Source organism: Bacteroides celer, assembly GCF_002632415.2.
Lineage (GTDB): Bacteria > Bacteroidota > Bacteroidia > Bacteroidales > Bacteroidaceae > Bacteroides.
In genome coordinates this window covers 3,086,122-3,108,846 of record NZ_CP178209.1, presented here as the reverse complement: position 1 = coordinate 3,108,846, position 22,725 = coordinate 3,086,122, and the positions used below count along the sequence as shown (strand labels likewise).

The 22,725-nt window shown below is 40.7% G+C and carries 24 protein-coding genes; 11 read left to right on the top strand and 13 right to left on the bottom strand.

Features of this window, described 5'->3' with window-relative positions:
- Window positions 1-7: 7 nt before the first annotated feature.
- The 7 genes from CJF29_RS12510 to CJF29_RS12480 all read right to left on the bottom strand — a co-directional run bounded on the left by CJF29_RS12510 (window position 8) and on the right by CJF29_RS12480 (window position 6,454).
- Entirely contained in the window at window positions 8-814 is an 807-nt protein-coding gene (locus CJF29_RS12510; RefSeq protein WP_099147322.1) for a patatin-like phospholipase family protein, read from the bottom strand.
- A 166-nt stretch (window positions 815-980) separates the two neighbouring features.
- Window positions 981-2,525: a 4Fe-4S binding protein gene (locus CJF29_RS12505; protein ID WP_074558158.1), complete on the bottom strand. Its 1,545-nt coding sequence runs from the start codon at window positions 2,523-2,525 to the stop codon at window positions 981-983.
- A gap of 7 nt (window positions 2,526-2,532) precedes the next feature.
- Window positions 2,533-3,468 carry a DUF362 domain-containing protein gene (locus tag CJF29_RS12500; RefSeq protein ID WP_004295850.1) on the bottom strand — a complete coding sequence of 312 codons (936 nt, stop codon included), beginning with the start codon at window positions 3,466-3,468 and terminating at the stop codon, window positions 2,533-2,535.
- Between the two features lie 14 nt (window positions 3,469-3,482).
- A complete protein-coding gene (locus CJF29_RS12495) occupies window positions 3,483-3,992 on the bottom strand; it encodes a hypothetical protein (RefSeq protein WP_004295851.1) in 510 nt (169 codons plus the stop codon).
- A 188-nt stretch (window positions 3,993-4,180) separates the two neighbouring features.
- Window positions 4,181-4,609 carry a MauE/DoxX family redox-associated membrane protein gene (locus CJF29_RS12490; protein WP_074558159.1) on the bottom strand — a complete coding sequence of 143 codons (429 nt, stop codon included), beginning with the start codon at window positions 4,607-4,609 and terminating at the stop codon, window positions 4,181-4,183.
- Window positions 4,610-4,782: 173 nt separating this feature from the next.
- Window positions 4,783-5,493, bottom strand: a complete 711-nt coding sequence (locus tag CJF29_RS12485; RefSeq protein ID WP_074558160.1) for a DUF169 domain-containing protein — start codon at window positions 5,491-5,493, stop codon at window positions 4,783-4,785.
- 73 nt (window positions 5,494-5,566) lie between these two features.
- Entirely contained in the window at window positions 5,567-6,454 is an 888-nt protein-coding gene (locus CJF29_RS12480; RefSeq protein WP_099147321.1) for a polyphosphate kinase 2 family protein, read from the bottom strand.
- Between the two features lie 202 nt (window positions 6,455-6,656).
- On the opposite strand from CJF29_RS12480, the gene CJF29_RS12475 reads away from it, so the two are divergent.
- Entirely contained in the window at window positions 6,657-7,115 is a 459-nt protein-coding gene (locus CJF29_RS12475; RefSeq protein ID WP_074558163.1) for an aldo/keto reductase, read from the top strand.
- On the opposite strand, the gene CJF29_RS12470 is transcribed toward CJF29_RS12475, so the two are convergent.
- Window positions 7,045-7,620 carry a hypothetical protein gene (locus CJF29_RS12470; protein WP_004295857.1) on the bottom strand — a complete coding sequence of 192 codons (576 nt, stop codon included), beginning with the start codon at window positions 7,618-7,620 and terminating at the stop codon, window positions 7,045-7,047. The two genes, CJF29_RS12475 and CJF29_RS12470, sit on opposite strands and share 71 nt — an antisense overlap.
- Window positions 7,621-7,826: 206 nt before the next feature.
- Here CJF29_RS12470 and CJF29_RS12465 point away from each other — a divergent pair, with 206 nt between their 5' ends.
- From CJF29_RS12465 to CJF29_RS12435, 7 genes are all read left to right on the top strand, one after another.
- Window positions 7,827-8,630 (top strand): DUF4846 domain-containing protein, encoded by an 804-nt coding sequence (locus CJF29_RS12465; protein WP_099147320.1) that lies wholly within the window; start codon window positions 7,827-7,829, stop codon window positions 8,628-8,630.
- A gap of 128 nt (window positions 8,631-8,758) precedes the next feature.
- On the top strand, window positions 8,759-10,261 hold the full coding sequence (locus CJF29_RS12460) for a glutamine synthetase family protein (protein WP_022200158.1): 1,503 nt from the start codon (window positions 8,759-8,761) through the stop codon (window positions 10,259-10,261).
- Between the two features lie 198 nt (window positions 10,262-10,459).
- The gene (locus tag CJF29_RS12455) at window positions 10,460-11,353 is read left to right on the top strand and encodes a DUF6268 family outer membrane beta-barrel protein (protein WP_099147319.1); all 894 of its coding nucleotides are present in this window, start codon (window positions 10,460-10,462) and stop codon (window positions 11,351-11,353) included.
- 341 nt (window positions 11,354-11,694) lie between these two features.
- Window positions 11,695-12,411, top strand: coding sequence for a histidine kinase (locus tag CJF29_RS12450; protein WP_229128480.1), 717 nt, complete (start codon window positions 11,695-11,697; stop codon window positions 12,409-12,411).
- Window positions 12,408-13,469 (top strand): sensor histidine kinase, encoded by a 1,062-nt coding sequence (locus tag CJF29_RS12445; RefSeq protein WP_176553174.1) that lies wholly within the window; start codon window positions 12,408-12,410, stop codon window positions 13,467-13,469. Before CJF29_RS12450 ends, CJF29_RS12445 begins: the two co-directional genes overlap by 4 nt.
- Window positions 13,466-14,188 carry a LytR/AlgR family response regulator transcription factor gene (locus tag CJF29_RS12440; RefSeq protein ID WP_008777003.1) on the top strand — a complete coding sequence of 241 codons (723 nt, stop codon included), beginning with the start codon at window positions 13,466-13,468 and terminating at the stop codon, window positions 14,186-14,188. The genes CJF29_RS12445 and CJF29_RS12440 overlap by 4 nt, the downstream gene beginning before the upstream one ends.
- A gap of 276 nt (window positions 14,189-14,464) precedes the next feature.
- Window positions 14,465-14,710 carry an RNA recognition motif domain-containing protein gene (locus CJF29_RS12435; protein WP_004295865.1) on the top strand — a complete coding sequence of 82 codons (246 nt, stop codon included), beginning with the start codon at window positions 14,465-14,467 and terminating at the stop codon, window positions 14,708-14,710.
- Window positions 14,711-14,772: 62 nt separating this feature from the next.
- Here the strand turns inward: CJF29_RS12435 and CJF29_RS12430 are convergent, their stop codons facing one another.
- Window positions 14,773-14,946: a hypothetical protein gene (locus tag CJF29_RS12430; protein ID WP_175486937.1), complete on the bottom strand. Its 174-nt coding sequence runs from the start codon at window positions 14,944-14,946 to the stop codon at window positions 14,773-14,775.
- Between the two features lie 136 nt (window positions 14,947-15,082).
- Here CJF29_RS12430 and CJF29_RS12425 point away from each other — a divergent pair, with 136 nt between their 5' ends.
- A complete protein-coding gene (locus CJF29_RS12425; RefSeq protein ID WP_099147316.1) occupies window positions 15,083-15,862 on the top strand; it encodes a DUF4396 domain-containing protein in 780 nt (259 codons plus the stop codon).
- A gap of 110 nt (window positions 15,863-15,972) precedes the next feature.
- Here CJF29_RS12425 and sucD read toward each other — a convergent pair whose 3' ends face one another.
- The 4 genes from sucD to thiD all read right to left on the bottom strand — a co-directional run bounded on the left by sucD (window position 15,973) and on the right by thiD (window position 19,975).
- Window positions 15,973-16,833: a succinate--CoA ligase subunit alpha gene (sucD, locus tag CJF29_RS12420; protein ID WP_099147315.1), complete on the bottom strand. Its 861-nt coding sequence runs from the start codon at window positions 16,831-16,833 to the stop codon at window positions 15,973-15,975.
- Window positions 16,834-16,870: 37 nt separating this feature from the next.
- Window positions 16,871-18,001, bottom strand: a complete 1,131-nt coding sequence (gene sucC, locus CJF29_RS12415) for an ADP-forming succinate--CoA ligase subunit beta (protein WP_074638307.1) — start codon at window positions 17,999-18,001, stop codon at window positions 16,871-16,873.
- A gap of 199 nt (window positions 18,002-18,200) precedes the next feature.
- The gene (fabD, locus tag CJF29_RS12410) at window positions 18,201-19,088 is read right to left on the bottom strand and encodes an ACP S-malonyltransferase (protein ID WP_004295871.1); all 888 of its coding nucleotides are present in this window, start codon (window positions 19,086-19,088) and stop codon (window positions 18,201-18,203) included.
- Window positions 19,089-19,138: 50 nt separating this feature from the next.
- A complete protein-coding gene (gene thiD, locus CJF29_RS12405; protein ID WP_004316408.1) occupies window positions 19,139-19,975 on the bottom strand; it encodes a bifunctional hydroxymethylpyrimidine kinase/phosphomethylpyrimidine kinase in 837 nt (278 codons plus the stop codon).
- A gap of 340 nt (window positions 19,976-20,315) precedes the next feature.
- Between thiD and CJF29_RS12400 the strand changes: the two genes are divergently transcribed.
- A complete protein-coding gene (locus CJF29_RS12400; protein ID WP_004295874.1) occupies window positions 20,316-21,047 on the top strand; it encodes an NUDIX hydrolase in 732 nt (243 codons plus the stop codon).
- A 118-nt stretch (window positions 21,048-21,165) separates the two neighbouring features.
- Window positions 21,166-22,689, top strand: a complete 1,524-nt coding sequence (locus tag CJF29_RS12395) for a xylulokinase (protein WP_074560420.1) — start codon at window positions 21,166-21,168, stop codon at window positions 22,687-22,689.
- Window positions 22,690-22,725: the final 36 nt, after the last annotated feature.

Here is a 22,725-nt window from a genome sequence, read left to right as displayed (position 1 = left end):
TAGGAGGTTATTTCCATATTTTTCCCTTTTCTTCCAACAGCTGATTAAGTACTTCGTTAGCTGTATTATAGCCTTGCCCAAAGATTTCTTCTGCTTTTTCCAGTTCGGTGTTACTGTATCCGTATAGGTTGTATGGTTCGATTAATAAATCGCATTTTTCTCTTTCGGGAAAGGTATTGGCGCGGAACATGAAATGAAATGAGCGCATAGCAATGCTTACAATATTCATTTTGTAATCCTGTGCCATGATAGGACTTACATTGACAGCGACCACCTTATCGCAAACCCTGCGCAGGGTAGAGACCGGAAGATTCATCATCAATCCTCCATCCACATAGTTAGTGCCATCTATGTTGACCGGAGAAAACATGACAGGCATACAGCAGGAAGCGGCGACCCGTTCCGCTATGTTTCCCCGATGAAAGTGAACCATGCGACCATGATCGAGGTCAGTTGCTGTGATAATCAGGGGAAGTTGTAGTTCTTCCAGATTTTTTGCTTTTAAGTTAGTCCGGAGAAAATCAATAAATTCACAGAGGTCAAATAGCCCCTTCTTGGGAATCACCAATTTCGTTAAATCCTGGAATTTATGTCCGGAGAAATAATCAAGTACTTTGTGTGGCTCGTTGCCGTCCGCGTAAAAGACACCCGCAAGTGCCCCTGCACTTACTCCAGAGATGATTTCCGGTTTAATATCATGTTCCAAAAGAGCTTGCATGACTCCCAAATGGGCAAATCCTTTAATAAATCCTCCGCTTAGTGCATAGCCAATCTGATATTTCCGGCTATTCCAGTTATTTGTGAATACCTCCATGAATTGCTTTCTTTAGTTCGCCACGAATTTAGTGAATTTATTGAAAGTAGGAGGAATATAATGGATAGTTTTTTTTAAATCCATACCATCTGTCTTATTCACATTTGAAATAAACCGTCATAGAACATAAAACACGGATGGAAACTCTGCTCCGGCACCATGCCGGTCAGAATCCGAAATCGTCTATCTCAACTTTGTGCTCTTCGCTTTCTTTGAATGGTTTTGCTTCTTTTTGTACGGGATTTCCTTCGATATAGATGGCACGGAATGGACGGGCTGGGCAAACATATTCACATCCTCCACAACCTACACATATTTCTTTATTTACATGAGGAATCGTCAATCCGTCCTTATACGGCACCATCGCTACTGCTTGTGTGGGACAGTGTTCGGAGCAGGCTCCGCAACTGGTTCCATCAGTATAAACAATGCAATTTTCCTCGATGAAAACAACATATCCCATTTGTGTAAGATGTTTTTGCTCTACACTTATGGGAAGAATTGCTCCATTGGGACAGACATCTCCACAGACAGTACAGTCAAAGTTACAAAATCCTTTCTCAAAGCTAACAGTAGGTTGCATCATGCCTGCCAAGCCATATTCCATAAAAGCCGGTTTCAAGATATGAGAAGGGCATTTGCTGACACAAAGATGACAGGATGTGCATTGCTGTTGGAAGTGTTCCCGACTGATAGACCCCGGAGGAGTGATCGGATTTTCCTTTTTGTATGCCTTCTTACCTTCCAGGCTTGCTACAGATTCCTTGGCCTGGGAGATGAGTTTGGGGGTTGCTCCGGCAGTAACAAGACCGGCAACCAAAAAACGGCGTTTGGATGAATCCAAATCCGGTGATGATGGTGCAGGAGTTTCTACGTCAGACTGTTTTTTTAAAGAAGGGGCGTAAACTAATGCTTTTTGTTTGCATGCTCCCAAACAGTTGAAACAATCTACACAACGACTATAATCAATAGCGTGTTCTTTACTATTGATGCAAGCTGCTTTGCATTTGGTGGCACAAAGCCCGCATCCATTACATTTGGCAGTATCAATACGGACTTTGAATAATGAAAATCGGCTCAATAACCCCAATATTGTTCCTACGGGACAAATCGTATTGCACCATGTCCGTCCATGTTTCCATGCCATTACAAAGATGGCTGCAAGAGTAATAATAGCGATGAGAAGGGAAGAAATGCTCAAGATGGAGGTGTCTACCTGATAAAATGTATAATTGTCAAATCTGGCAAAGAGTGATTCCAGCAGATTATTCCCCAGCATATAGATAGGTTTGAATATGTGCACTACTACACGTCCATACGCACTGTACGGATCGAGCAAACCAACAATAAATGTAAATCCACATAGAAACCCGACCACTGTCAGTCCGAGCACACCCCAGCGCAATTTGTTTTTTGCAGGACTGTAACTATATCTTTTTTTCTTTTTTCCCGTTGCTTTGGAAATTCGTGCAATCACATCCTGCAAGATACCCATAGGGCAGATTGTAGAACAATATACACGCCCGAATAAAAGCGTTAACACAATGAGAAATAATAAGATACCTATACTTAGTGAAAGGATGGCTGGAATAAATTGCAAATGTGCCAGCCGATGAAAACTGTTCGGTAATATTTCTGCGAAATCGAGAAAAAAGAAAGAAATCAGCACAAATAAAAGTGCTGATATTCCAATACGTAGCCTTCTTAACATGGTTGTTTTACATCTTAATTCGCTTGACATTCAATTTGTCAATGTTCATGGTTCCTATTTTCAATGCTTCCCCATTGGCGAGATGTCCTACTGTATCCAGTGGCATCTCACGTACTTGATTGAAGAACTTGGCAGCAGCCGTATCCACGGCTACAATATCCGGTGAGATAAACAATCCTTTTGCCAGTACAACATCGGATGCAGAGCGTCCCCGGGGACCGTTTGTTTTCATGATCCGGTAGGCGTCTACTACGTTGAGTACAGCTTTCTTCTGTAATGTACAGATATCTGCGATGCATTGTTGCAAATCGTTCTGGTGGAAGAATCCGCGATCCCACACAATCCCCATGTGATTTTTCATGGAGATAGTCAGATTGGCACCTCCGTGATTCTTCAGAATAGGAACATTGATCCATACATCACAATCCAGAATCGCTTCGTGCACTTTGGCTTTCTTCATCTTTTTGCCTTTTGGCAGATCAATTGGTTTGTAATACGACTCCAGATGTGCAGGCATTACTTTGGCTCCGGCTTTTTTGGCAGCAGCTTCAATACCACTGTTTTTGTAGCATTTCTGCCAATCGTCACAAGTATGGTCGAACACGACCACTTCTTTAGCTCCGGCGGCAAAACATTGTCTGACGATTTCTTCAATCAGTTTCGGATTCGTATTTCCTGCCAGTTCCGGCACTTTATCCCAACCGATATTAGGTTTTACAACCACTTTCTGTCCCGGTTTCACGAATTGCTTCATACCCCCCAGTTCGCTTATGGCACGGCGGAACATCTCTTCGGGTTCTCCGCCCATAACGGCCACCAGATCAGGATTGCTTCCGTTTGCTTTATTGATTGTTTGAGTTAACACCTCCATAGCCTCCGAACGCTGTATAGTCAAGGCGGCTCCGGTGATAGCTACTGTTTTTAAAAAATCCCTTCTGTCCATCTTTCTATATTAGTTTAGAGTTTGGCAATTGCTTTCAGGAGGGCGTATCCGCCGAACCATTGCAGTAACATTCCCGGAATACCGATACGGAAGTCCTGTACTGCTTCGTAGAAACTTCCGACGATGGCCCATTCAAATGCAACGCCTATGACCTGATAAGTGAGTACGACACCAAGAATGGCCAGTAATGAAACCGATTTTATAGTACGTGCTGCAAGAGCTGAAGCTCCGGCGAGTAAGGACGATTTGATTAATAGGATGGGAAGTACCGCTTCCGAGGGCATGGCAAACAATAAATGATTGATGACTGGTGAAAGAATAGCAGTCAATAATCCTACAAGAAAACCATATTTATAAGCCGCAATCAGCGTGAAAAAATAAATAGGTAACAGGGTAGGACCACCATAAGGTACAAGATGGCATAATTGTGGAAGTGCAATGTTACCCGCTACGAATAGTAAGGCGAACAGGTAGGTTTTCACATTGCTGTGTTTCAGCGAATAGAGTTTGACGGATGTTTCCATTTTCGTTGATACTTTAATGTTGAATAGAACGATAATATATTAATAATAAGACTTTTCTCCAGATAAAAGGTTTAATCCGACTGATATATTATTTTAATCCTGTAGGAAAATAGGACAGGCAGGGAGCCACCAGCACGCAGGTTTTGATTTAGGCTTTTCTGTTATACTTCCTGTTTCACTTTAATATATTATGAATACTCTTCCTGTTTTACCTTACTTTCTTTATAAAGTAAGAAAGCACACGCAGCTGCTGCAAATACGCTATAATCGAATGGGGCTTTCACATTCAAGGAGAACGACATGGAGAATGCAAAAGTCAATAATAGAATGCCGCTAAGAAGAGCGACCCAACGTTTCTGGAAACCTATTAATAGCAATATACCGAGAATCGTTTCTGCTATGGTAGCCGTCCATGCCAATAATGGTATTAGAAATTTGGGGACCCATGGCAACAAAACTCCGGTATAAGCAGTAAAGCTTTCCATATTGCCCCAAACTACATTTTCGCTTCCCAACAAAGGAGTCCATAAATCTAAGCGGTCTGCAACTGCCGACAAGAATCCGATAGCAAGCGCAAGGCGCGCAAACAAAGATATATAATCTATTTTTTTAGTCATATTGGTTCGTATAACAAGGATTGATATTCAGAAAATATCTGTCTTGATAATGAATTGTCAGTATCAAGTGGCAGTTTCTTTCTATAACAACGAAAGAGAAGCCTTGTATGTTCGGAATAAGATACCTAATGTCCCGATAATTGTATAATGATATGCAATTTCGTTATGGGAAATTATCCGTTCATCCTTTCTTTAATCTTTCCCCATGCATGCGTATCGAATAGACAACTTTGGCGCATCGTCTCATACATCTCTTTAAATCTGGACATAGGTATGGTATAGCTTAGTTTGTCAGCTTCGAAATGAGGGCGAACCGATGGGTCGAAGAAACCGAGGAAAGTGCGTTTGCCTCCTTTACGATTCTCTATCGTGGCTTGCGTCACTACAGCACTACAGCCGGAACCAAAGGTGGAAACGACGCAATCTGCTGCATTATTATCATAAAAAGCCCAAGTGGTCAAACCCGAAAGCATATCCGGATTTGCCAGAAATACGACACCTTCTATTTCTTCAAGGCTTTCTACCTTATCTATACGTGCAAAATGAAGATACTTGTTTTCAGTTCTGGAAACGCCCATTTGTTCTATGTAGTCGATAACCTGTTCCGGGGTTTGTTTGTATTTCTCCTTGAGGGAGACGAAAGTCGGTACGTGTTCGGGCATTTCGGTGAAGCCAGTATAGAATTTACCGCCGCCACAACCGATGTTCTCGGCATTCAGGCTGATAATACCACCATCTCTTACCGTCTTCATACCTTTGAAGAAGCAACCGTTTATCTTTTCTGTTTCTCCTTTTTGCTCGTCCGAGTACCAGAAAACAAGAGGCAATTCAGCATTTTCTCCGAATGCCTCTTTGAAATTTTGAATAAAAGTTTGGATGTCCATAAGCTTATCAATTTTAGTTCTGTATGTAGGCCTTTCTACAAAGTTAGAATAAAAAAGGATAAGCGCAAGTGATTTAAAAGTTAATGTTTGATACACTTTTCTTACACTCTTCCAGCTTTTCCAATCCCTCTTTCGACAGTTTGGGGTAATGTAAATCCAATTGCTGCATCCGGTCACAAATAATTCGTCCTACTGCGTAACGCATGAACCATTTATTATCGGCAGGGATTACATACCATGGAGCCAGTTCCGTCGATGTCTCCGTCAGTACATCGGCATAAGCATTCATATAGTCCTCCCAGAATTGACGCTCTTTGATGTCCGCCGAAGAGAATTTCCAGTTTTTAGATGCATCGTCCAGTCGCTCCATGAATCGATTTTTCTGTTCGGCTTTCGATACATTGAGAAAGAATTTCAGGACAATCGTTCCATTCTCTGTCAGATAGCGTTCAAAATCGTTGATTTGTCGATAACGACGCTTCCAGAAGTCGGGATCAATGTCATTTATGGTTTCGACACCTGGTAACTTGTTGGATAGAATAATTTCCGGATGCACTTTGGCAATCAGCACATCTTCGTAGTGCGAACGGTTGAAAATGCCGATTCGTCCTCTTTCCGGGAGAGAGCGATTGATACGCCAGAGATAATCATGGTCCAGTTCTTCAGCAGACGGTTGTTTGAACGAATACACCTGGCATCCCTGTGGGTTAATGCCGGACATCACATGCTTGATAGTCCCGTCTTTTCCTGCAGCATCCATCGCCTGAAAGATAATTAGGATTGAATACCGGTCTTGTGCATAAAGCATACTTTGCAGCTCCGAAAGCTTCTCAATATCCTTTGCCAGTTGCTCTTTAGCGTCTTGTTTGGATAAATTGCCAGTGAATGACGAGTCAAAATCCGATACCAAATGTTTCTTTCCGGGCTTTGCCAGCAGGTCTTTTAGAATATCCTTTTTCATGTGACGGTAGTTTTAATAGTTCTATTCAAATAAAACAGTTGAGGCAGTCAATTGGTTTTTATAATCAGTATGTTTGAGACATTTCATGAGAAAGAGGCTTCTTGACGGATAATGACCAAAAATGAACGGATATTGCTCTGGTATCATGAAGGAATTTATCCGAAATTTGCAATCGAATTAGTACTATATAATAAAAGAAACAATGAAGTATTTGAATAAAGAAACCAATGGTATCACCCTTTCACGTATCGGACTGGGTGCCATGAGAATGGCTGACGTTCAGCAGGGAGTCGACACGATACATGCCGCGCTGGACAGTGGAATTACGTATCTGAACACGGGGGACTTTTATGGTCACGGAGAAAGTGAACTGGTGATCCGCGAGGCTTTGAAAACCCGGAAGCGCGAAGACATTTTTATCGCCGTCAAGTTTGGTGGAATGCTCACTCCAGATGATCGGTTCTATGGTATTGACGTCCGTCCGCAGAACGTACAAAATTATCTGGCTTACACCTTGAAACGATTAGGCACAGATTATGTTGACCTCTATCAGCCAGCACGTATCAATCCGCACATCCCGGTGGAAGATACTATTGGTGCCGTTCTCCGTCGCCATACCTATGCCAGCGGCAGTTGTCAAGGTCAAAGAATAGATTTATAATCTGATTCTTGATGACATAAGAGTGGTAGACGTGTTCTTTATCAGGAATATAACTTTTAATGAGTTCAACCTGTTTTCTCAAACGCAGGCTTTCTTCCTCACTCAACTCTTGCCTGGTATGTAATTTCTTCAACTGACCCGCCTGTTGCAGACGGATGCCGGATGTCATAGCCATTATTTCCTTTTTCAATTCAGCAGAATGAATGATGAGATAGCCCTTGAAATCGGCTGAATAAGCTGTGTGCTCTATAATATCATCCGGATACACCTGCATCACCATGTTCTTTTTCAGTGTATGCGATAAATAGTTTATTCCTATTGTAATTTCTCCGGAAAGAACAAAGATGAGGGAATAGCCTTTTAAGCGTATCGGATAGTTTTTGACTTGAACCGGCGAACGACGGGAGTTATCTATATCTATGACGGACAATTGCTCCTGAAAGGTAGCTTCTGCGGATATTCTTTCAAAGTATTCTGGTAAAGCTAAATCTACCACCTGTTCCATAAAAACACTATTATAATTTGTAGAAAACAAAGTTCGCACTATTCTTACAGAAAAAAGAGAGTATAGGCCACTTTGTTTTAGTCAGAATCCGATATTACATATTTTTAAGACGATAGCGTCTTCAATCGGGAGAAAAACAGACATTCAACTTCGTTTTCCATAATAATTACTTATATTTGTCCGGATATGGAATAAGAAAAACCGATATGAAGTATTTGTTAATATGTGCAGGCTTGCTTCTCATAGTCTTTCACTCATGGGGACAGGAGAGGCTTGCGGATAGAATCGCTCCTCCGTCAGGATATGTTAGAGAGACCTGCTCCGATAATTCGTTTACAACTTATTTGCGCAATTTGCCATTATTGCCTAAAGGCAGTAAAGTGTTACTTTACAATGGAAAAGAAAAAGCCAATCAGGCAGCCGCATTTGCAGTCGTAGATATGGAGATAGGCAATCGTGATTTGCAGCAGTGTGCCGATGCAGTGATACGCTTGCGGGCGGAATATCTGTGGAAACATAAACGGTATGCAGACATAAAATTCAACTTCACAAGTGGATTTACTGCCGAATATAAGAAATGGGCGGAGGGAAATCGAATAAAAGTCAACGGTAATCAGGTTCAATGGTATGCTTCGGGCAAGGGAGTGGATTATTCCTATAAAACTTTCCGTAACTATCTCGATATGGTTTTTATGTATGCCGGAACTGTCTCTTTATCTCGTGAACTCCCAGCTGTGCTTTATACTTCCTTGCAACCCGGGGATGTCTTTATTAAAGGCGGTTCACCCGGTCATGCTGTGATTGTTATGGATGTTGCCATTCATCCGAATACCGGGAAGAAAGTATTTCTCCTGGCACAAAGCTATATGCCTGCCCAACAGATTCATATCCTGGTCAATCCAACCAGCCGAAACCTTTCTCCCTGGTACGAGCTGACCGAAACGGATACTGGGAAACTATACACTCCGGAATGGATTTTTGAGAAGAAAGATCTGAAGCGTTTTAAATAGGATAATAGACATAAATGCAACATAGCAAAGAAATAATTAAATCTTTTCTTACTTGATTTTCCATCTTTTCCTTATCTTTGGCATTCAACAAACCGTTTTAATCATACAACAACGAAAAACAACCGATTATGAATTATGATTTATCAATGAATGCTAACCAGTTGGTGGCATTCCTTCAAAAACCAACTTCAGAGTTTACAAAAGCTGACATTATCTCATTTATCCAGCAAAAAGATATCCGCATGGTTAATTTTATGTATCCGGCGGGAGACGGGCGTCTGAAAACTCTGAACTTTGTCATCAACAATCAAGCTTATCTGGAAGCTATTCTCACATGTGGAGAACGGGTAGACGGTTCCAGCCTTTTCTCATTTATAGAAGCGGGCAGTAGTGACCTTTATGTGATTCCCCGTTTTTGCACAGCATTCGTTGATCCGTTTGCCGAGATTCCGACGCTGTCCATGCTTTGCTCTTTCTTCAATAAAGACGGTGAACCACTTGAAAGTGCACCAGAACATACTCTTTACAAAGCAAGCAAGACTTTTACAGAAGTTACCGGAATGGAATTTCAAGCAATGGGCGAATTGGAATATTATGTAATAGCTCCGGACACCGGTATGTTCCAGGCAACCGATCAACGCGGTTATCATGAATCGGGTCCTTATGCTAAATTCAATGAATTCCGTACCCAATGTATGTCTTACATCGCACAGACAGGCGGACAAATAAAGTATGGACACTCCGAAGTAGGTAATTTTACGCTGGATGGTTATATCTATGAGCAGAATGAAATAGAATTCCTGCCGGTTCCCGTATCGCAGGCAGCAGATCAATTAATGATTGCCAAATGGGTGATTCGTAACCTGGGATTTAGATATGGATACAATGTAACCTTTGCTCCAAAGATTACGGCAGGTAAAGCAGGTTCGGGCTTGCATGTCCACATGCGTATCATGAAAGACGGAAAGAACCAGATGCTGAAAGACGGTGTTTTGTCGGAAACAGCACGCAAGGCAATTGCCGGAATGATGGTGCTTGCTCCGTCAATTACTGCTTTTGGAAATACCAATCCTACTTCTTATTTTCGTCTCGTTCCTCATCAGGAAGCACCTACCAATGTTTGTTGGGGAGATCGTAACCGCTCTGTATTAGTACGTGTACCTCTGGGATGGGCTGCAAAAACAGATATGTGTACATTGGCAAATCCGTTGGAAGCTGAAAGTCATTTTGACACCAGCCAGAAGCAGACTGTAGAAATGCGTTCTCCGGATGGTTCGGCAGATTTGTATCAACTGTTGGCTGGTTTGGCTGTTGCCTGCCGTCATGGTTTTGAGATTGAAAATGCGCTGGACATTGCTGAAAAAACTTATGTAAATGTGAATATCCATCAGAAAGAAAACGAAGATAAGCTGAAATCACTGGCGCAACTGCCGGATAGCTGTGAAGCTTCTGCCGATTGCTTGCAACAACAACGGGCAATCTTTGAACAATATAATGTATTCAGCCCGGCAATGATTGATGGTATCATCCGCAGACTTCGTGGTTATGAAGATAAAACATTGCGTGCGGATTTGGAAGGAAAGCCGATGGAGATGTTAGATCTCGTACATAAGTATTTCCATTGTGGATAATTAAAAAATGATATACGGATAAAAGACTATCTTCGGTTGAAAGGTAGTCTTTTATTTTTTTATATAATACATTCAGACCAAACAGGCTACAAATTTACAGGTTTGGTCTACTTAATGCCGGGTTTGGTCTACAAACTCTCTACGCAGATCGGTAAAACTCTACTTTTGTCTCATTCAAACCCTAAAACAGATAAAAGAATGAGGATTATTTTGTTAAGTGCGTTCGCCTTGTTTCTATTACTTCCTGAAAATATACAGGCACAGGTTAGTGTGAAAACCGGGTATATATCTTCTTCCCGATATAAAGATGAAAACGGACAGTATCCCGGGAAAGGGGATATGTGCTTTGTGGAAGGGAACGTCAATATTCCCGTATCACAGAAAATGAATGAAAGAAATCAGCCCACAATTTGGATGATTTCGGCAGGAGGAAGCTATACGGCAATGAATAATAAGAATCTTCAATCTTACATAGACATAGATCAAATCATAAATATGCAGTTGAGCGTAACCAATATTCGCCCTATCAGCAAAAAATGGCTCTTGTTGACGACAGTTGGTGCAGGTGTTTATACCTCTTCTGATGTAAAACTGAAGAATGTCCTGGGACAGGGAGGAGTTATTTTCATCCGGCAGTTCAAGTCCAATTTATCTCTTGGAGCCGGATTGGCTATAAATAACACGTTTGGTTATCCGATGGTATTTCCTGCTATTTATTTTGATTGGAGCACCGAAGGACGTTATCAGATTAAAGTTTCGATGCTGAATGCCATGGAAGTATCGGCAGGAATGAAAATGAATAGATATCTGAATCTAAGGTTAGTAGCAGAAATGAACGGGTCATTGGCATTGTTGGAAAGAGAAGGAAAAGATACTATGTTTTCCCAGCAATTTATTATTGTAGGTTTACAACCGGAAGTAAGTATGGGGAATTCTTTTTCAATCACTGCTACTGCCGGTGTGTCGTGTAGCAGAATAGCTTATTACACTACCCGCACTTTAAAGGCTTTCTTCGAAGATATGTCTAAAGATACTGATCCATATTTTAAACCGGCAATGTATGTTTCGGTGGGAATGAAGTATAAGTTCTAAAAAAATGGTAACTTTATCGCCTGATGTCAGTTAAGATACTATTATATACGTTACTGAAGCAAATTGGGATATTTCTTGTAGTCTCCTTTTTAGTGTTCAGAGGCACTTTTGTCGAAAACGATAGTTTAGGGCTAAATCTTTCTACGGGAGTTAGTCTTTTACTTTCTGTCATTCAATGGGGAATCATAAATCTGCATACTTACTGGTTAATTCCCGGTTATCTGTTTCAGCGTAGATATAAAAAGTATATCATATATTTGAGTTGCCTTGTTGGATTTATGCTGACCGCTATGGTTGGTGCTATTTGTTTTCTAGGGCAATATTATGTTATACCCGAACAGATGCAAAGACTAAACAGTGATCTCCCTTTCTTTCTGTTGATAAATGCATTGGCACTGATACTCTATTTCCTGGCTTTTTCTTTTACTATTTTTCTGCATCGTTGGGTGGCCTATCAACAACGATTAAATGAATTGGAGAATATTAGCATACAGACTGATCTAAATCATTTGAAAGATCAACTCCAACCGGAGTTTTTTTCGAGAATATTGAATAAGGTACGAACCTTGCTGGGAGAAGATGGAGAAAAGGCGTCATTGCTTATCTTTAAATTAAGTCGGTTGCTTAGATACCAACTTTATGAAAGTGAACGGCAACAGGTGTTGTTGGGAGATGATATCGATTTTATGGCTGATTATATGAAGTTGGAGAAACTATGTAATCCGGAGTTTAATTTTGAAGTCAACATCCTGAATGAAGTGCGTTATATACAAGTTCCTCCTTTATTGTTTATGCCTGTGATAGAATATGTGATTCGGACAACGGTATGTGGAGAGAATGGAAAGGGAGAAAATATAAAGATCGATTTTCAAATGGAAGAGAATCAGCTTCGATTCATTTGTACATACTGTCTGCGAAAAAAGGAAAGTCTGCAAGTAGCACCTGCTTTTGACAAGTTACGGCAACGATTGGACTTGTTATATCCGGGAGGTTATCAATTAAAAAGTGACTATAATGATGAGGCACTGTGTACCATTGGTTTAATGTTGGAATTATGAAAGATACCTGGAATGTATATGATTGGGGGAAGAATCTGGTAAATGACCGTTTCAGGCTTATCAGTAACTTACTATTGCTATTTATTATACTCTTTTTGGGCTTTCAGAATGTATATGGAGATTTTACTAGAGAAGGTTTCCTATATGCATATCCGGTTAGTATATTGGTTTTTGCATTTCCTATCTATCTGAATATATATTGGTTAGTGCCCCGTTTCCTGTATAAGGCCAAGCGCAAGTTATGGTGTTATTGGATTTCGTTTCTCGGAATCAATATCGTAAGTGTATTATTAGGATTTATATTTCTGTCTCCATTATATCAACGATACGGTATTCGTGAGTTTTGTATACAGGATAACCATGTTGTTTCTTTTGATAGTATTGCTTATGGAGTATTAGTACTGCTATTAAGTGCAGGTGGCTGTACGAGCTTTGAACTATTCCGCCGTTGGGTTGTCTCCGATAAAAAGATTCTTGAATTGGAGAAGGCGACTAAGCAGACAGAACTGCAACAATTAAAGAAACAGATCAATCCGCATTTTCTTTTTAATATGCTGAATAATGCCAATATTTTGGTAAAGGATGCTCCGGATGAGGCTTCACAGATATTGGAGAAACTGGACAATCTACTTCGCTACCAGTTGAATGACAGTACAAGAAGAGAAGTATTTCTTACTGCAGATATACAGTTTCTCACCAGCTTTCTTGAATTGGAGAAGGTGAGAAGGGATCATTTTGAATATACAATCTTTCAAGAGGGAAATATGGAGAATATCTGTATTCCTCCGTTATTGTTTATCCCTTTTGTAGAGAATGCGGTGAAACATAATTTGGATAGCGACAATTTATCTTATGTTCACCTGTATTTTTCTGTGCATAATAAACGGTTGACGTTTCGTTGCGAAAATTCTAAGCCCCGTGTTCCTGTTAAGCGGGAAGGGGGAATAGGGTTGGCCAATGTGAAATGCAGACTGGATTTACTTTATGAATCACGGTATACGTTACAGATAGAAGATAAAGAAACAACTTATAATGTCAACTTACATCTAAACTTATGAATTGTATTATTGTTGATGACGAGCCGGTAGCTCGCAAAGGTATGAAGTCATTGGTGGAGCAGATTCCACAACTGACATTGGTGGGTAGCTTTAATAATGCTATCGCAGCGTCCGCTTATATAAATGAATATACGGTTGATCTGATTTTCCTTGATATTCAGATGCCGGGAATTACCGGAATAGAATTTGCGCAAAGCATTCCCGTGAATACGTTGATTGTCTTTACAACGGCGTATGCGGAATATGCACTCGATAGTTATGAAGTAAGTGCCATTGATTATCTGGTGAAGCCCATTGAAATGAACCGTTTTCTGAAAGCAGTCAATAAGGCAATAGCATATCATAAACTGTTATTGTCGGAAACAGCCGAAAGAGTGGAGGAGATACAGGAAGAATATATCTTCATCAAATCGGAACGACGCTATATCAAGATAAACTTCAGTGATATTCTTTTTATTGAAGGACTAAAGGATTATTCCATTCTCCAATTGGAAGATCAGCGGGTGATTACTAAGATGAATCTGAAAAATATTCATGAGCAACTGCCCGCTAAACAGTTTCTCCGGATAAACAAGTCCTATATTGTCAATACCTCACGGATCGACTCTTTTGATACCAATGATATTTTTATTAAGTCTTATGAGATAGGAATAGGAGGTGGAAACTATAAGAAAACGTTTTTTGAGGAATTTGTAGCGAAGAATTTGCAGAAAGACTAATCCGATAGTTTACATGGAATGGCTTGGTATAAAAAGAATAAGAACGTTAAGTATTGGCTTATTTTCATAAAAAAGATGTTTTGCAGAAAGAAAAAGGAGAGAATATAGTGCAATATCCCCAAATAATGCCTTTCTTTGCATCAACAACAATAAAGAGGTTTATTACGATTTGATTTTTTTACATGAATCTTCTCATTTATTTGAGCATATCCATCTCTAATTAAGATCTTCCTAAAACTTTCTTATTGAATTATTAATTTTTTATATTTGTATTTTATGAATTTGTACATTGGAAATCTTAGCTATAATGTTAAGGAATCAGATTTGAGACATGTAATGGAAGAGTATGGAACAGTTGCTTCAGTAAAGTTAATCACAGATCGTGAAACTAGAAGATCAAAAGGTTTTGCGTTTATCGAAATGCCGGATGATGCAGAAGCTGCTAAAGCTATCGAACAATTGAACGGTGCAGAATATGTAGGTCGTTCAATGGTAGTAAAAGAAGCATTGCCAAAGAATTAATACTGAATACATATACAGTAATAGAGAAGGGCGCACTAGGTAACTAGCGCGCCTTTCTTCTGTTAATCCTCATTGTTATCTTCTTCATCATCCTCCATATTATTGAGTTCCAATTCCAGGTCTACCAGCTCTTGTTCCCATAATTTCAGGATATTCTTCGGTGTATCTTTTGCAGCTTTCTTTATTCTTTCTTGAGCAACAGATACTTCATGCTCTAATTGTATACGTCTGCTCATATTTCTATTGTTTTGATTATAAAATGATAACAACTCGTGTGGGGAATAGTTCGACGGGATAAAATTAAAAGTAATGGGGTGAACTATTCACAAATAAAGGATGTTTTGTAATCTGAATCTTTAAAAACATACAGTCATGCTCAATTTAATAGCCGTTTTCTTAGTATGTTCAGGTATCGGAATTGCAGTACATATTGCCATAGACCTGACACATCGTCCGCAATCAATGAAGATAATGAATGCAGTCTGGATATTATCTGCATTATGGGGAAGTTATTTAGCTTTATGGGCGTATAATAAGTTTGGACGGAGTGTTCCGATGAAAGTGGAGGATGATGGGATGAAAATGGATATGTCTGGCATGAAAGATATGTCTGATATGAAGGGAATGGATATGTCCGGTATGAAAGATAATATGGCGATGGATATGGCCATGCCGGGAGAAATGTCGATGCAAGGAATGCAACGTCCTTATTGGCAATCGGTAGCTTTGTCAGCGCTTCATTGTGGTGCAGGATGTACATTGGCAGATATCATAGGAGAGTGGTTTACAAACTACGTTCCTGTAACTGTGGCAGGAAGTCAGCTCTTTGGTAATTGGGTACTTGACTTTATTCTGGCTTTGATGATTGGTGTTTATTTCCAATTCTATGCTATTCGGGAGATGGAAAAAATTTCGGTAGGTAATGCCTTGGCTCGTGCTTTCAAAGCGGATTTCTTTTCTCTTTTGTCCTGGCAGGTAGGAATGTATGGCTGGATGGCGATTGTCTATTTTGTATTGTTCATCAATGAACCGTTACCCAAAGACACATGGATATTCTGGTTTATGATGCAGTTGGCTATGCTTTTCGGCTTCTTCTGTGCATATCCTATGAATGCTCTTCTTATAAAATTAGGTATAAAGAAAGGTATGTAAAATAAATGCAGATTTACTCTAAACGATAAGTATGTAATTACTTATTTGAGGGAGTGAATCTGCATCTGTTATGATATGACTACTTTTGTCTTTTCTTTCTCTTTGGGAGTTTATCTTTTCAATAATTTCGGTATATCCGAAGGTTCTTGTGCTACCCGGATACCGGCAGCTTCTAAAGATTCAATCTTCTCTTTTGCCGAACCGGAACTTCCCGAAATGATAGCTCCTGCATGTCCCATCTGCTTTCCCGGAGGAGCTGATTGCCCGGCAATAAATGCTACCACAGGTTTGGTTACATTATTGCGGATATATTCGGCCGCTTGCTCTTCCGCATTTCCTCCAATCTCTCCAATCAGAACGATTGCTTCTGTTTCCGGATCATTTTGGAACATCTCCAGCAGTTGACGGAAATGAAGACCTACAACAGGATCGCCCCCGATGCCGATAGCGGTGGATTGTCCCATACCATTAGCTGTTAAGTGATACACAATCTCGTAAGTAAGTGTTCCGCTACGACTGATAACTCCGAGATTCCCTTCTAAAAAGACCTGTCCCGGTAAAATGCCTACCATGCTTTTTCCCGGAGAGATCAGTCCCGGACAGTTGGGGCCGATCAGCATAGCACCTTTTTGTTCGACAAACTGGTGCGCCTTAATTACATCCAGCGTGGGGATTCCTTCCGCAATACAGACAATTAACCGGATGCCCGCATCTGCTGCCTCCATAATGGCATCTGCCGCAAAACGTGCCGGAACAAAAATGATAGAAGTATTGGCTTTCGTTTGTTCAACCGCATCATACATAGTGTTGAATACGGGGATGCCGTCTACATCTGTTCCTCCTTTGCCCGGAGAAGTTCCTCCAACAACATGAGTTCCGTATTCTTTCATCTTCTTGGCATGGAAAAGCCCGTCTCTCCCAGTAATTCCCTGTACAATCAGGCGGGTGGATTTATCTATTAATATGCTCATAATTGCTTTATTTATTAATTAATGATTTGGGTACTTATTATGCTTTCAGAGCCATAAGAGCAGCTTCTTTCATCGTTGTGGCTATTTGGAAACGGTTGTAATTCCGTAACAGTTCCCGTCCGATATGCTCATTAGTGCCTGTAAGCCGTACGATAACAGGTACATTACTGTTTATCTGCTCGAATGCCTGAAGAAGCCCCATTGCTACATCATCACAGCGGGTGATTCCTCCAAAAATATTAATCAGGACCACTTTCACTTTTTCATCCTGCAATAAAAGTTTCATGGCTTCAATTACCTTGACAGGATTGGAACTACCACCAATGTCGAGAAAATTGGCTGGCTGACCTCCATAAAGTTTAATCATGTCCATAGTAGCCATAGCGAGTCCGGCACCATTTACCATACAGCCGATGTTGCCATCCATGTGGACATAACTGAATCCTTTATCTTTAGCGTCTGCTTCTATTCTTTCTTCCTCCGTCGGATCAAATAAAGCATGTACCTCCGGATGGCGATAGAGCGCATTGTCATCAAAAACAATCTTTGCGTCAATAGCCATCAACGTACCTTTCTTGGTTAGTGCCAGCGGATTTACTTCCACTAATGATGCATCATTTTCCATGAAGATCTTATAAAGTTCCTGAAGGATGGCCGCCATTTTACCCGCCTGCTCCATTTGAGGAAAGAGGGAGAAAGCAAAACGCCTTGCCAGATAGTCGGGAAGACCAATAAATGGATTGATTGAATATCGGATGATTTTCTCCGGTGTTTGACGGGCTACCTCTTCGATATCCATACCGCCGGATGCACTCATCATCAGAACGACAGAACGTGTATTTCGGTCGATGGTGTAACTGACATAATATTCGGCAGCAATATCTACCGCCTCACTAACCAGTACTTGATTGACCGGAAGTCCTTTAATACTCATTCCGAGAATATTTTTAGCTTCCTGATAAGCATCTTCCGTATTGTTTACCAGTTTCACTCCTCCGGCTTTTCCCCGGCCTCCGGTTAATACCTGTGCTTTTATAACCACCCTGTCTGTTCCCATCCTCCGGTAAGCGGCTATGACACCTGCGGCTGTACGGCATAAAGTGTGCCTCTCGACAGGTATTCCGTACTTGGAGAAAATCTCTTTCGCTTGATATTCATGTATTTTCATGGCTCATAAATTTGAGTAAATGATTCCTGTAATAAAAACAATAGCAAGATACGGAAAGTTTGCCAGAAAAGAAAAGTAACGGGGTGTTATACAACATGTTAATCCGTATGCTATGAATAGGCTTAATATAAAAAAGCGTGTTGGCAATAGTTACCAACACGCTTCATATATTTAAAGATAAAGTCTTTCTTACGGATGCTTATGCAATACCGTGAGCGTTGACAGTACCGTCAATTTTCTTAATCAGTCCTTGAAGTACTGCACCCGGGCCACATTCTGTAAAATCAGTAGCACCGTCGGCAACCATATTCTTAACAGACTGTGTCCAGCGTACGGAAGCAGTCAGCTGGGCAACCAGGTTCTTTTTGATTTCTGCAGGATCAGTGTGAGGAAGTGCGTCTACATTCTGATATACCGGACATTTAGGAGTATGAATTTCCGTAGCCTTGATAGCAGCTTCCAATTCAACTTTGGCAGGGTCCATCAATGGAGAATGGAAAGCACCACCTACTTTCAGCGGAAGGGCACGTTTAGCTCCAGCAGCTTTCATCAGTTCGCAAGCTTTTTCGATACCTGGTACAGAACCGGAGATAACGATTTGTCCCGGGCAGTTGTAGTTAGCCGGTACGCAAACTTCACCTTCTGCATTTACTGCTGCGCAGATTTCTTCTACTTTCTCATCAGGCAATGCTATAATGGCAGCCATAGTAGAAGGAGTAGCTTCACAAGCTTTCTGCATAGCCATTGCACGTGCATAAACAAGTTTCAAACCATCTTCAAAACTCAATGCACCGGCAGCTACCAATGCAGAGAATTCGCCGAGTGAGTGGCCGGCAGTCATTTCCGGTTTGAAGTCATCACCCATGCAAAGAGCAGAGATAACAGAGTGAAGGAATACGGCAGGCTGAGTAACCTTTGTCTGACGGAGATCTTCGTCTGTACCATCGAACATGATATCTGTAATGCGATATCCGAGGATATCATTAGCTTTTTCAAACAATTCTTTTGCTAAAGCTGAGTTTTCATACAGGTCTTTACCCATTCCTACAAATTGAGCGCCTTGACCGGGAAATACAAATGCTTTCATATTTTTATTATTTAATTGATTTTTAATTGCGGGTGCAAAGTTACGTATTTTTATGATACAACCGCACAAAAAGTACACATTTGTGCAACGGTGTCCGGAAAATGCCATAAGGGGCCGTTGCCATGACCGATATTCAATTCTTTTCCTGCGATAATGGCTTGAGTGATATATGTTTTCGCATGCTGGATGGATTCTCGCATGGGGTAGCCTTTGGCAAGATAGGTGGCAATAGCGGAAGAGAGGGTACATCCCGTTCCATGCAGATTATGGCTTTCTATTTTTTTCTCCTCATATATATGGTAGATAAATTCGGACGTATGCAAAAGGTCGCACATATTGTCTCCTTCCAGATGTCCGCCTTTTAGTAAGATATTAGTCTGATAATCATCCGTCAGCATTTTGGCAGCGGTCTGCATATCCTGAATGTTGTGAATACTTTTACCTGTAAGTACTTTTGCTTCATCAATATTAGGGGTGATTAATGTGACAAGCGGTAAAAGTTCTTTTTTGATTTCTTCTATCGCTTCATCTGTCATAAGTTTCTTTCCGCTGGTAGACACCATTACCGGATCGTAAACGACGTATGCAGGCGAATATTTTTGTAGACAGTCGGAAATTACACGAACGATCTGAATGTCATTTATCATTCCTATTTTGATGGCAACCGGTTGCAGGTCGTCCATCACGGCTTCTATTTGCCCACGAACCATATCCGGAGAAATGGACTGTACGGCACGTACCCCCAGTGTGTTTTGTACGGTGATGGCAGTGATGGCCGATGCTGCATAGCCTCCTAAAGCCGAGATTGTTTTTATGTCTGCCTGAATTCCTGCGCCTCCCGAACAATCGGAGCCGGCAATGGATAAAATGACTGGGTGACGTTCCATTTTAGATTTTTTAATATTTACCCGACAAAGATAGAATAAAAAACGATAAGGTACAAAATGACATATCGTTTAAAATACAATAAGTACCTTTACTGGCGTCTGTTGGAAAAGATATGAAAAGTACTGATAATAAAGCGTCCATCTAGTTTTTGTACTTTATACAATTACTCACCCGTGGAAATACTAAAATACATATTGTAATTCGTAAGATAACACTAACTATTCATATTGTAGAATGTATGATATGTATTTATATGAAAAACAATGTTTTATAGCATGTTTCTTATTTTGTTTTGATGGTTTGTAGCCTCTATATTTGCATCGTCTTAAAGAAATGTATATGCAAAATTTACAGAAAAATACACCTCTAGCAAACAATCATATATCAGTAGACTGTGTAGTGATTGGTTTTGACGGAGAACAACTGAAAGTGTTGCTTGTAAAACGTGCAGGTGAGGATAATGGAGAAGTATATCATGATATGAAACTTCCCGGAAGTCTTATCTATATGGATGAAGCCCTGGATGAAGCTGCACAACGAGTTTTGTATGAACTGACAGGACTTAAAAATGTGAATCTGATGCAGTTTAAAGCATTTGGTTCTAAAAACAGAACGAGTAATCCGAAAGATGTACGCTGGTTGGAAAGAGCTATGCAGTCAAAAGTGGAGCGTATTGTTACCATTGCATATTTGTCGATGGTGAAGATAGATCGTACGTTGGATAAGAATCTGGACGATCACCAGGCTTGCTGGGTCGCTTTGAAAGACGTGAAAACACTGGCTTTCGACCATAATCTGATTATAAAGGAGGCAATGACTTATATTCGTCAGTTCGTAGAATTTAATCCTTCCATGTTGTTCGAACTGCTTCCACGTAAATTTACAGCCGCACAATTAAGGACTCTTTTTGAATTAGTATACGACAAAGCCGTGGACGTGCGTAACTTCCATAAAAAAATAGCAATGATGGAATATGTAGTTCCTTTGGAAGAAAAACAACAAGGAGTGGCTCACCGTGCTGCCCGTTATTATAAATTTGATAAGAAGATATATAATAAGGTAAGAAGGTAGCCCCTGTTCAAGTATTAAGTATCAAGTATTATGTATTAGGCGTTGAATGTTAAAGTATTAATTGTCGGACATTGAGCGTAAATCGTAAATAGTAAATCGTTAAATCGTAAATAAAATTATGTTTCTATTAGGTTATGACATAGGTAGCTCGTCTGTAAAAGCGAGTTTGGTAAATGCGGAGACAGGTAAATGTGTATCCTCGGCATTTTTTCCGAAAACAGAAGCGAATATTATTGCAGTGAATCCCGGATGGGCGGAACAAGATCCTGAAAGTTGGTGGGAAAACTTAAAGTTGTCCACGCAGGCTATTATGATCGAATCCGGAGTGAGTGCCGCTGAAATTAAAGCCATCGGTATCTCTTATCAGATGCACGGATTGGTTTGTGTTGATAAGAATCAGCATGTATTGCGTCCTGCTATCATCTGGTGTGACTCTCGTGCGGTGCCATACGGTCAGAGAGCGTTTGAGACAATCGGGGAGGAGAGATGTCTTTCTCATTTGTTGAATTCGCCGGGAAATTTTACCGCTTCCAAGTTGGCGTGGATTAAAGAAAACGAACCTGCCATCTATGAGCAGATTGATAAGATAATGCTGCCGGGCGATTATATTGCCATGAAGTTGAGTGGAGAAATCTGTACAACTGTTTCCGGGCTTTCGGAAGGTATGTTCTGGGATTTCAAGAACAACCGGGTGGCTGATTTCTTAATGGATTATTACGGATTTGATTCTTCCTTGATTGCAGATATTAAGCCGACCTTCGCGGAACAGGGACGTGTAAATGCAATAGCTGCCAAAGAGCTTGGACTGAAAGAAGGGACACCGATTACTTATCGTGCAGGCGACCAGCCTAACAACGCACTTTCTTTGAACGTGTTTAATCCGGGCGAAATTGCTTCTACGGCAGGAACATCAGGGGTGGTTTATGGTGTGAACGGTGAAGTGAACTATGATCCGCAGTCACGCGTCAATACCTTTGCGCATGTCAATCATACCATAGATCAGACACGTTTGGGAGTATTGCTTTGCATCAACGGAACGGGTATTCTCAATTCATGGGTAAAACGCAACATTGCTCCCGAAGGAATATCTTATAATGAAATGAATGTATTGGCTTCCAAAGCTCCTATCGGCAGTGCGGGAATCAGTATTCTGCCCTTTGGTAACGGTGCCGAACGTATGCTGAACAATAAAGAAATCGGTTGCAGCATCCGTGGATTGGACTTCAATGCACATGGTAAACACCACATCATCCGTGCCGCTCAAGAAGGTATCGTATTCTCTTTTAAATATGGCATTGATATCATGGAGCAGATGGGAATTCCCGTGAAGATGATCCATGCCGGACACGCTAATATGTTCTTGAGTTCTATCTTCCGCGATACTTTGGCGGGAGTCACAGGAGCTACTATCGAGCTTTACGATACAGATGGTTCCGTAGGCGCTGCGAAAGGTGCGGGCATCGGTGCAGGTATCTACAAGGATAACAATGAAGCATTTGCTACGCTTGACAAACTGGATGTGATTGAGCCTAATGTGGCAAAACGACAGGAATATGCTGACGCGTACGCAAAATGGAAATACCGTCTTGAAAAGTCGATGACCGGTAACATACCGACTCCGGTTCTGTCTTCAGATAAATAATTAACAATTTAAATAATAACCATTTTAAAAATAAAA

Excerpts from the sequence above, each read along its gene's own strand:
- CJF29_RS12425 (WP_099147316.1), top strand. The coding sequence starts at position 15,083 with ATGCTCAATTTAATAGCCGTTTTCTTAGTATGTTCAGGTATCGGAATT.
- CJF29_RS12445 (WP_176553174.1), top strand. The coding sequence starts at position 12,408 with ATGAAAGATACCTGGAATGTATATGATTGGGGGAAGAATCTGGTAAAT.
- CJF29_RS12480 (WP_099147321.1), bottom strand. The coding sequence starts at position 6,454 with ATGAAAAAGGATATTCTAAAAGACCTGCTGGCAAAGCCCGGAAAGAAA.
- CJF29_RS12435 (WP_004295865.1), top strand. The coding sequence starts at position 14,465 with ATGAATTTGTACATTGGAAATCTTAGCTATAATGTTAAGGAATCAGAT.
- CJF29_RS12470 (WP_004295857.1), bottom strand. The coding sequence starts at position 7,620 with ATGGAACAGGTGGTAGATTTAGCTTTACCAGAATACTTTGAAAGAATA.
- CJF29_RS12450 (WP_229128480.1), top strand. The coding sequence starts at position 11,695 with ATGCAAAGACTAAACAGTGATCTCCCTTTCTTTCTGTTGATAAATGCA.
- CJF29_RS12430 (WP_175486937.1), bottom strand. The coding sequence starts at position 14,946 with ATGAGCAGACGTATACAATTAGAGCATGAAGTATCTGTTGCTCAAGAA.
- CJF29_RS12495 (WP_004295851.1), bottom strand. The coding sequence starts at position 3,992 with ATGGAAACATCCGTCAAACTCTATTCGCTGAAACACAGCAATGTGAAA.
- CJF29_RS12460 (WP_022200158.1), top strand. The coding sequence starts at position 8,759 with ATGAATTATGATTTATCAATGAATGCTAACCAGTTGGTGGCATTCCTT.
- sucC (WP_074638307.1), bottom strand. The coding sequence starts at position 18,001 with ATGAAAATACATGAATATCAAGCGAAAGAGATTTTCTCCAAGTACGGA.
- CJF29_RS12455 (WP_099147319.1), top strand. The coding sequence starts at position 10,460 with ATGAGGATTATTTTGTTAAGTGCGTTCGCCTTGTTTCTATTACTTCCT.
- CJF29_RS12505 (WP_074558158.1), bottom strand. The coding sequence starts at position 2,525 with ATGTTAAGAAGGCTACGTATTGGAATATCAGCACTTTTATTTGTGCTG.
- CJF29_RS12400 (WP_004295874.1), top strand. The coding sequence starts at position 20,316 with ATGCAAAATTTACAGAAAAATACACCTCTAGCAAACAATCATATATCA.
- CJF29_RS12440 (WP_008777003.1), top strand. The coding sequence starts at position 13,466 with ATGAATTGTATTATTGTTGATGACGAGCCGGTAGCTCGCAAAGGTATG.
- sucD (WP_099147315.1), bottom strand. The coding sequence starts at position 16,833 with ATGAGCATATTAATAGATAAATCCACCCGCCTGATTGTACAGGGAATT.
- CJF29_RS12500 (WP_004295850.1), bottom strand. The coding sequence starts at position 3,468 with ATGGACAGAAGGGATTTTTTAAAAACAGTAGCTATCACCGGAGCCGCC.
- CJF29_RS12510 (WP_099147322.1), bottom strand. The coding sequence starts at position 814 with ATGGAGGTATTCACAAATAACTGGAATAGCCGGAAATATCAGATTGGC.
- fabD (WP_004295871.1), bottom strand. The coding sequence starts at position 19,088 with ATGAAAGCATTTGTATTTCCCGGTCAAGGCGCTCAATTTGTAGGAATG.
- CJF29_RS12485 (WP_074558160.1), bottom strand. The coding sequence starts at position 5,493 with ATGGACATCCAAACTTTTATTCAAAATTTCAAAGAGGCATTCGGAGAA.
- thiD (WP_004316408.1), bottom strand. The coding sequence starts at position 19,975 with ATGGAACGTCACCCAGTCATTTTATCCATTGCCGGCTCCGATTGTTCG.
- CJF29_RS12465 (WP_099147320.1), top strand. The coding sequence starts at position 7,827 with ATGAAGTATTTGTTAATATGTGCAGGCTTGCTTCTCATAGTCTTTCAC.
- CJF29_RS12395 (WP_074560420.1), top strand. The coding sequence starts at position 21,166 with ATGTTTCTATTAGGTTATGACATAGGTAGCTCGTCTGTAAAAGCGAGT.
- CJF29_RS12475 (WP_074558163.1), top strand. The coding sequence starts at position 6,657 with ATGAAGTATTTGAATAAAGAAACCAATGGTATCACCCTTTCACGTATC.
- CJF29_RS12490 (WP_074558159.1), bottom strand. The coding sequence starts at position 4,609 with ATGACTAAAAAAATAGATTATATATCTTTGTTTGCGCGCCTTGCGCTT.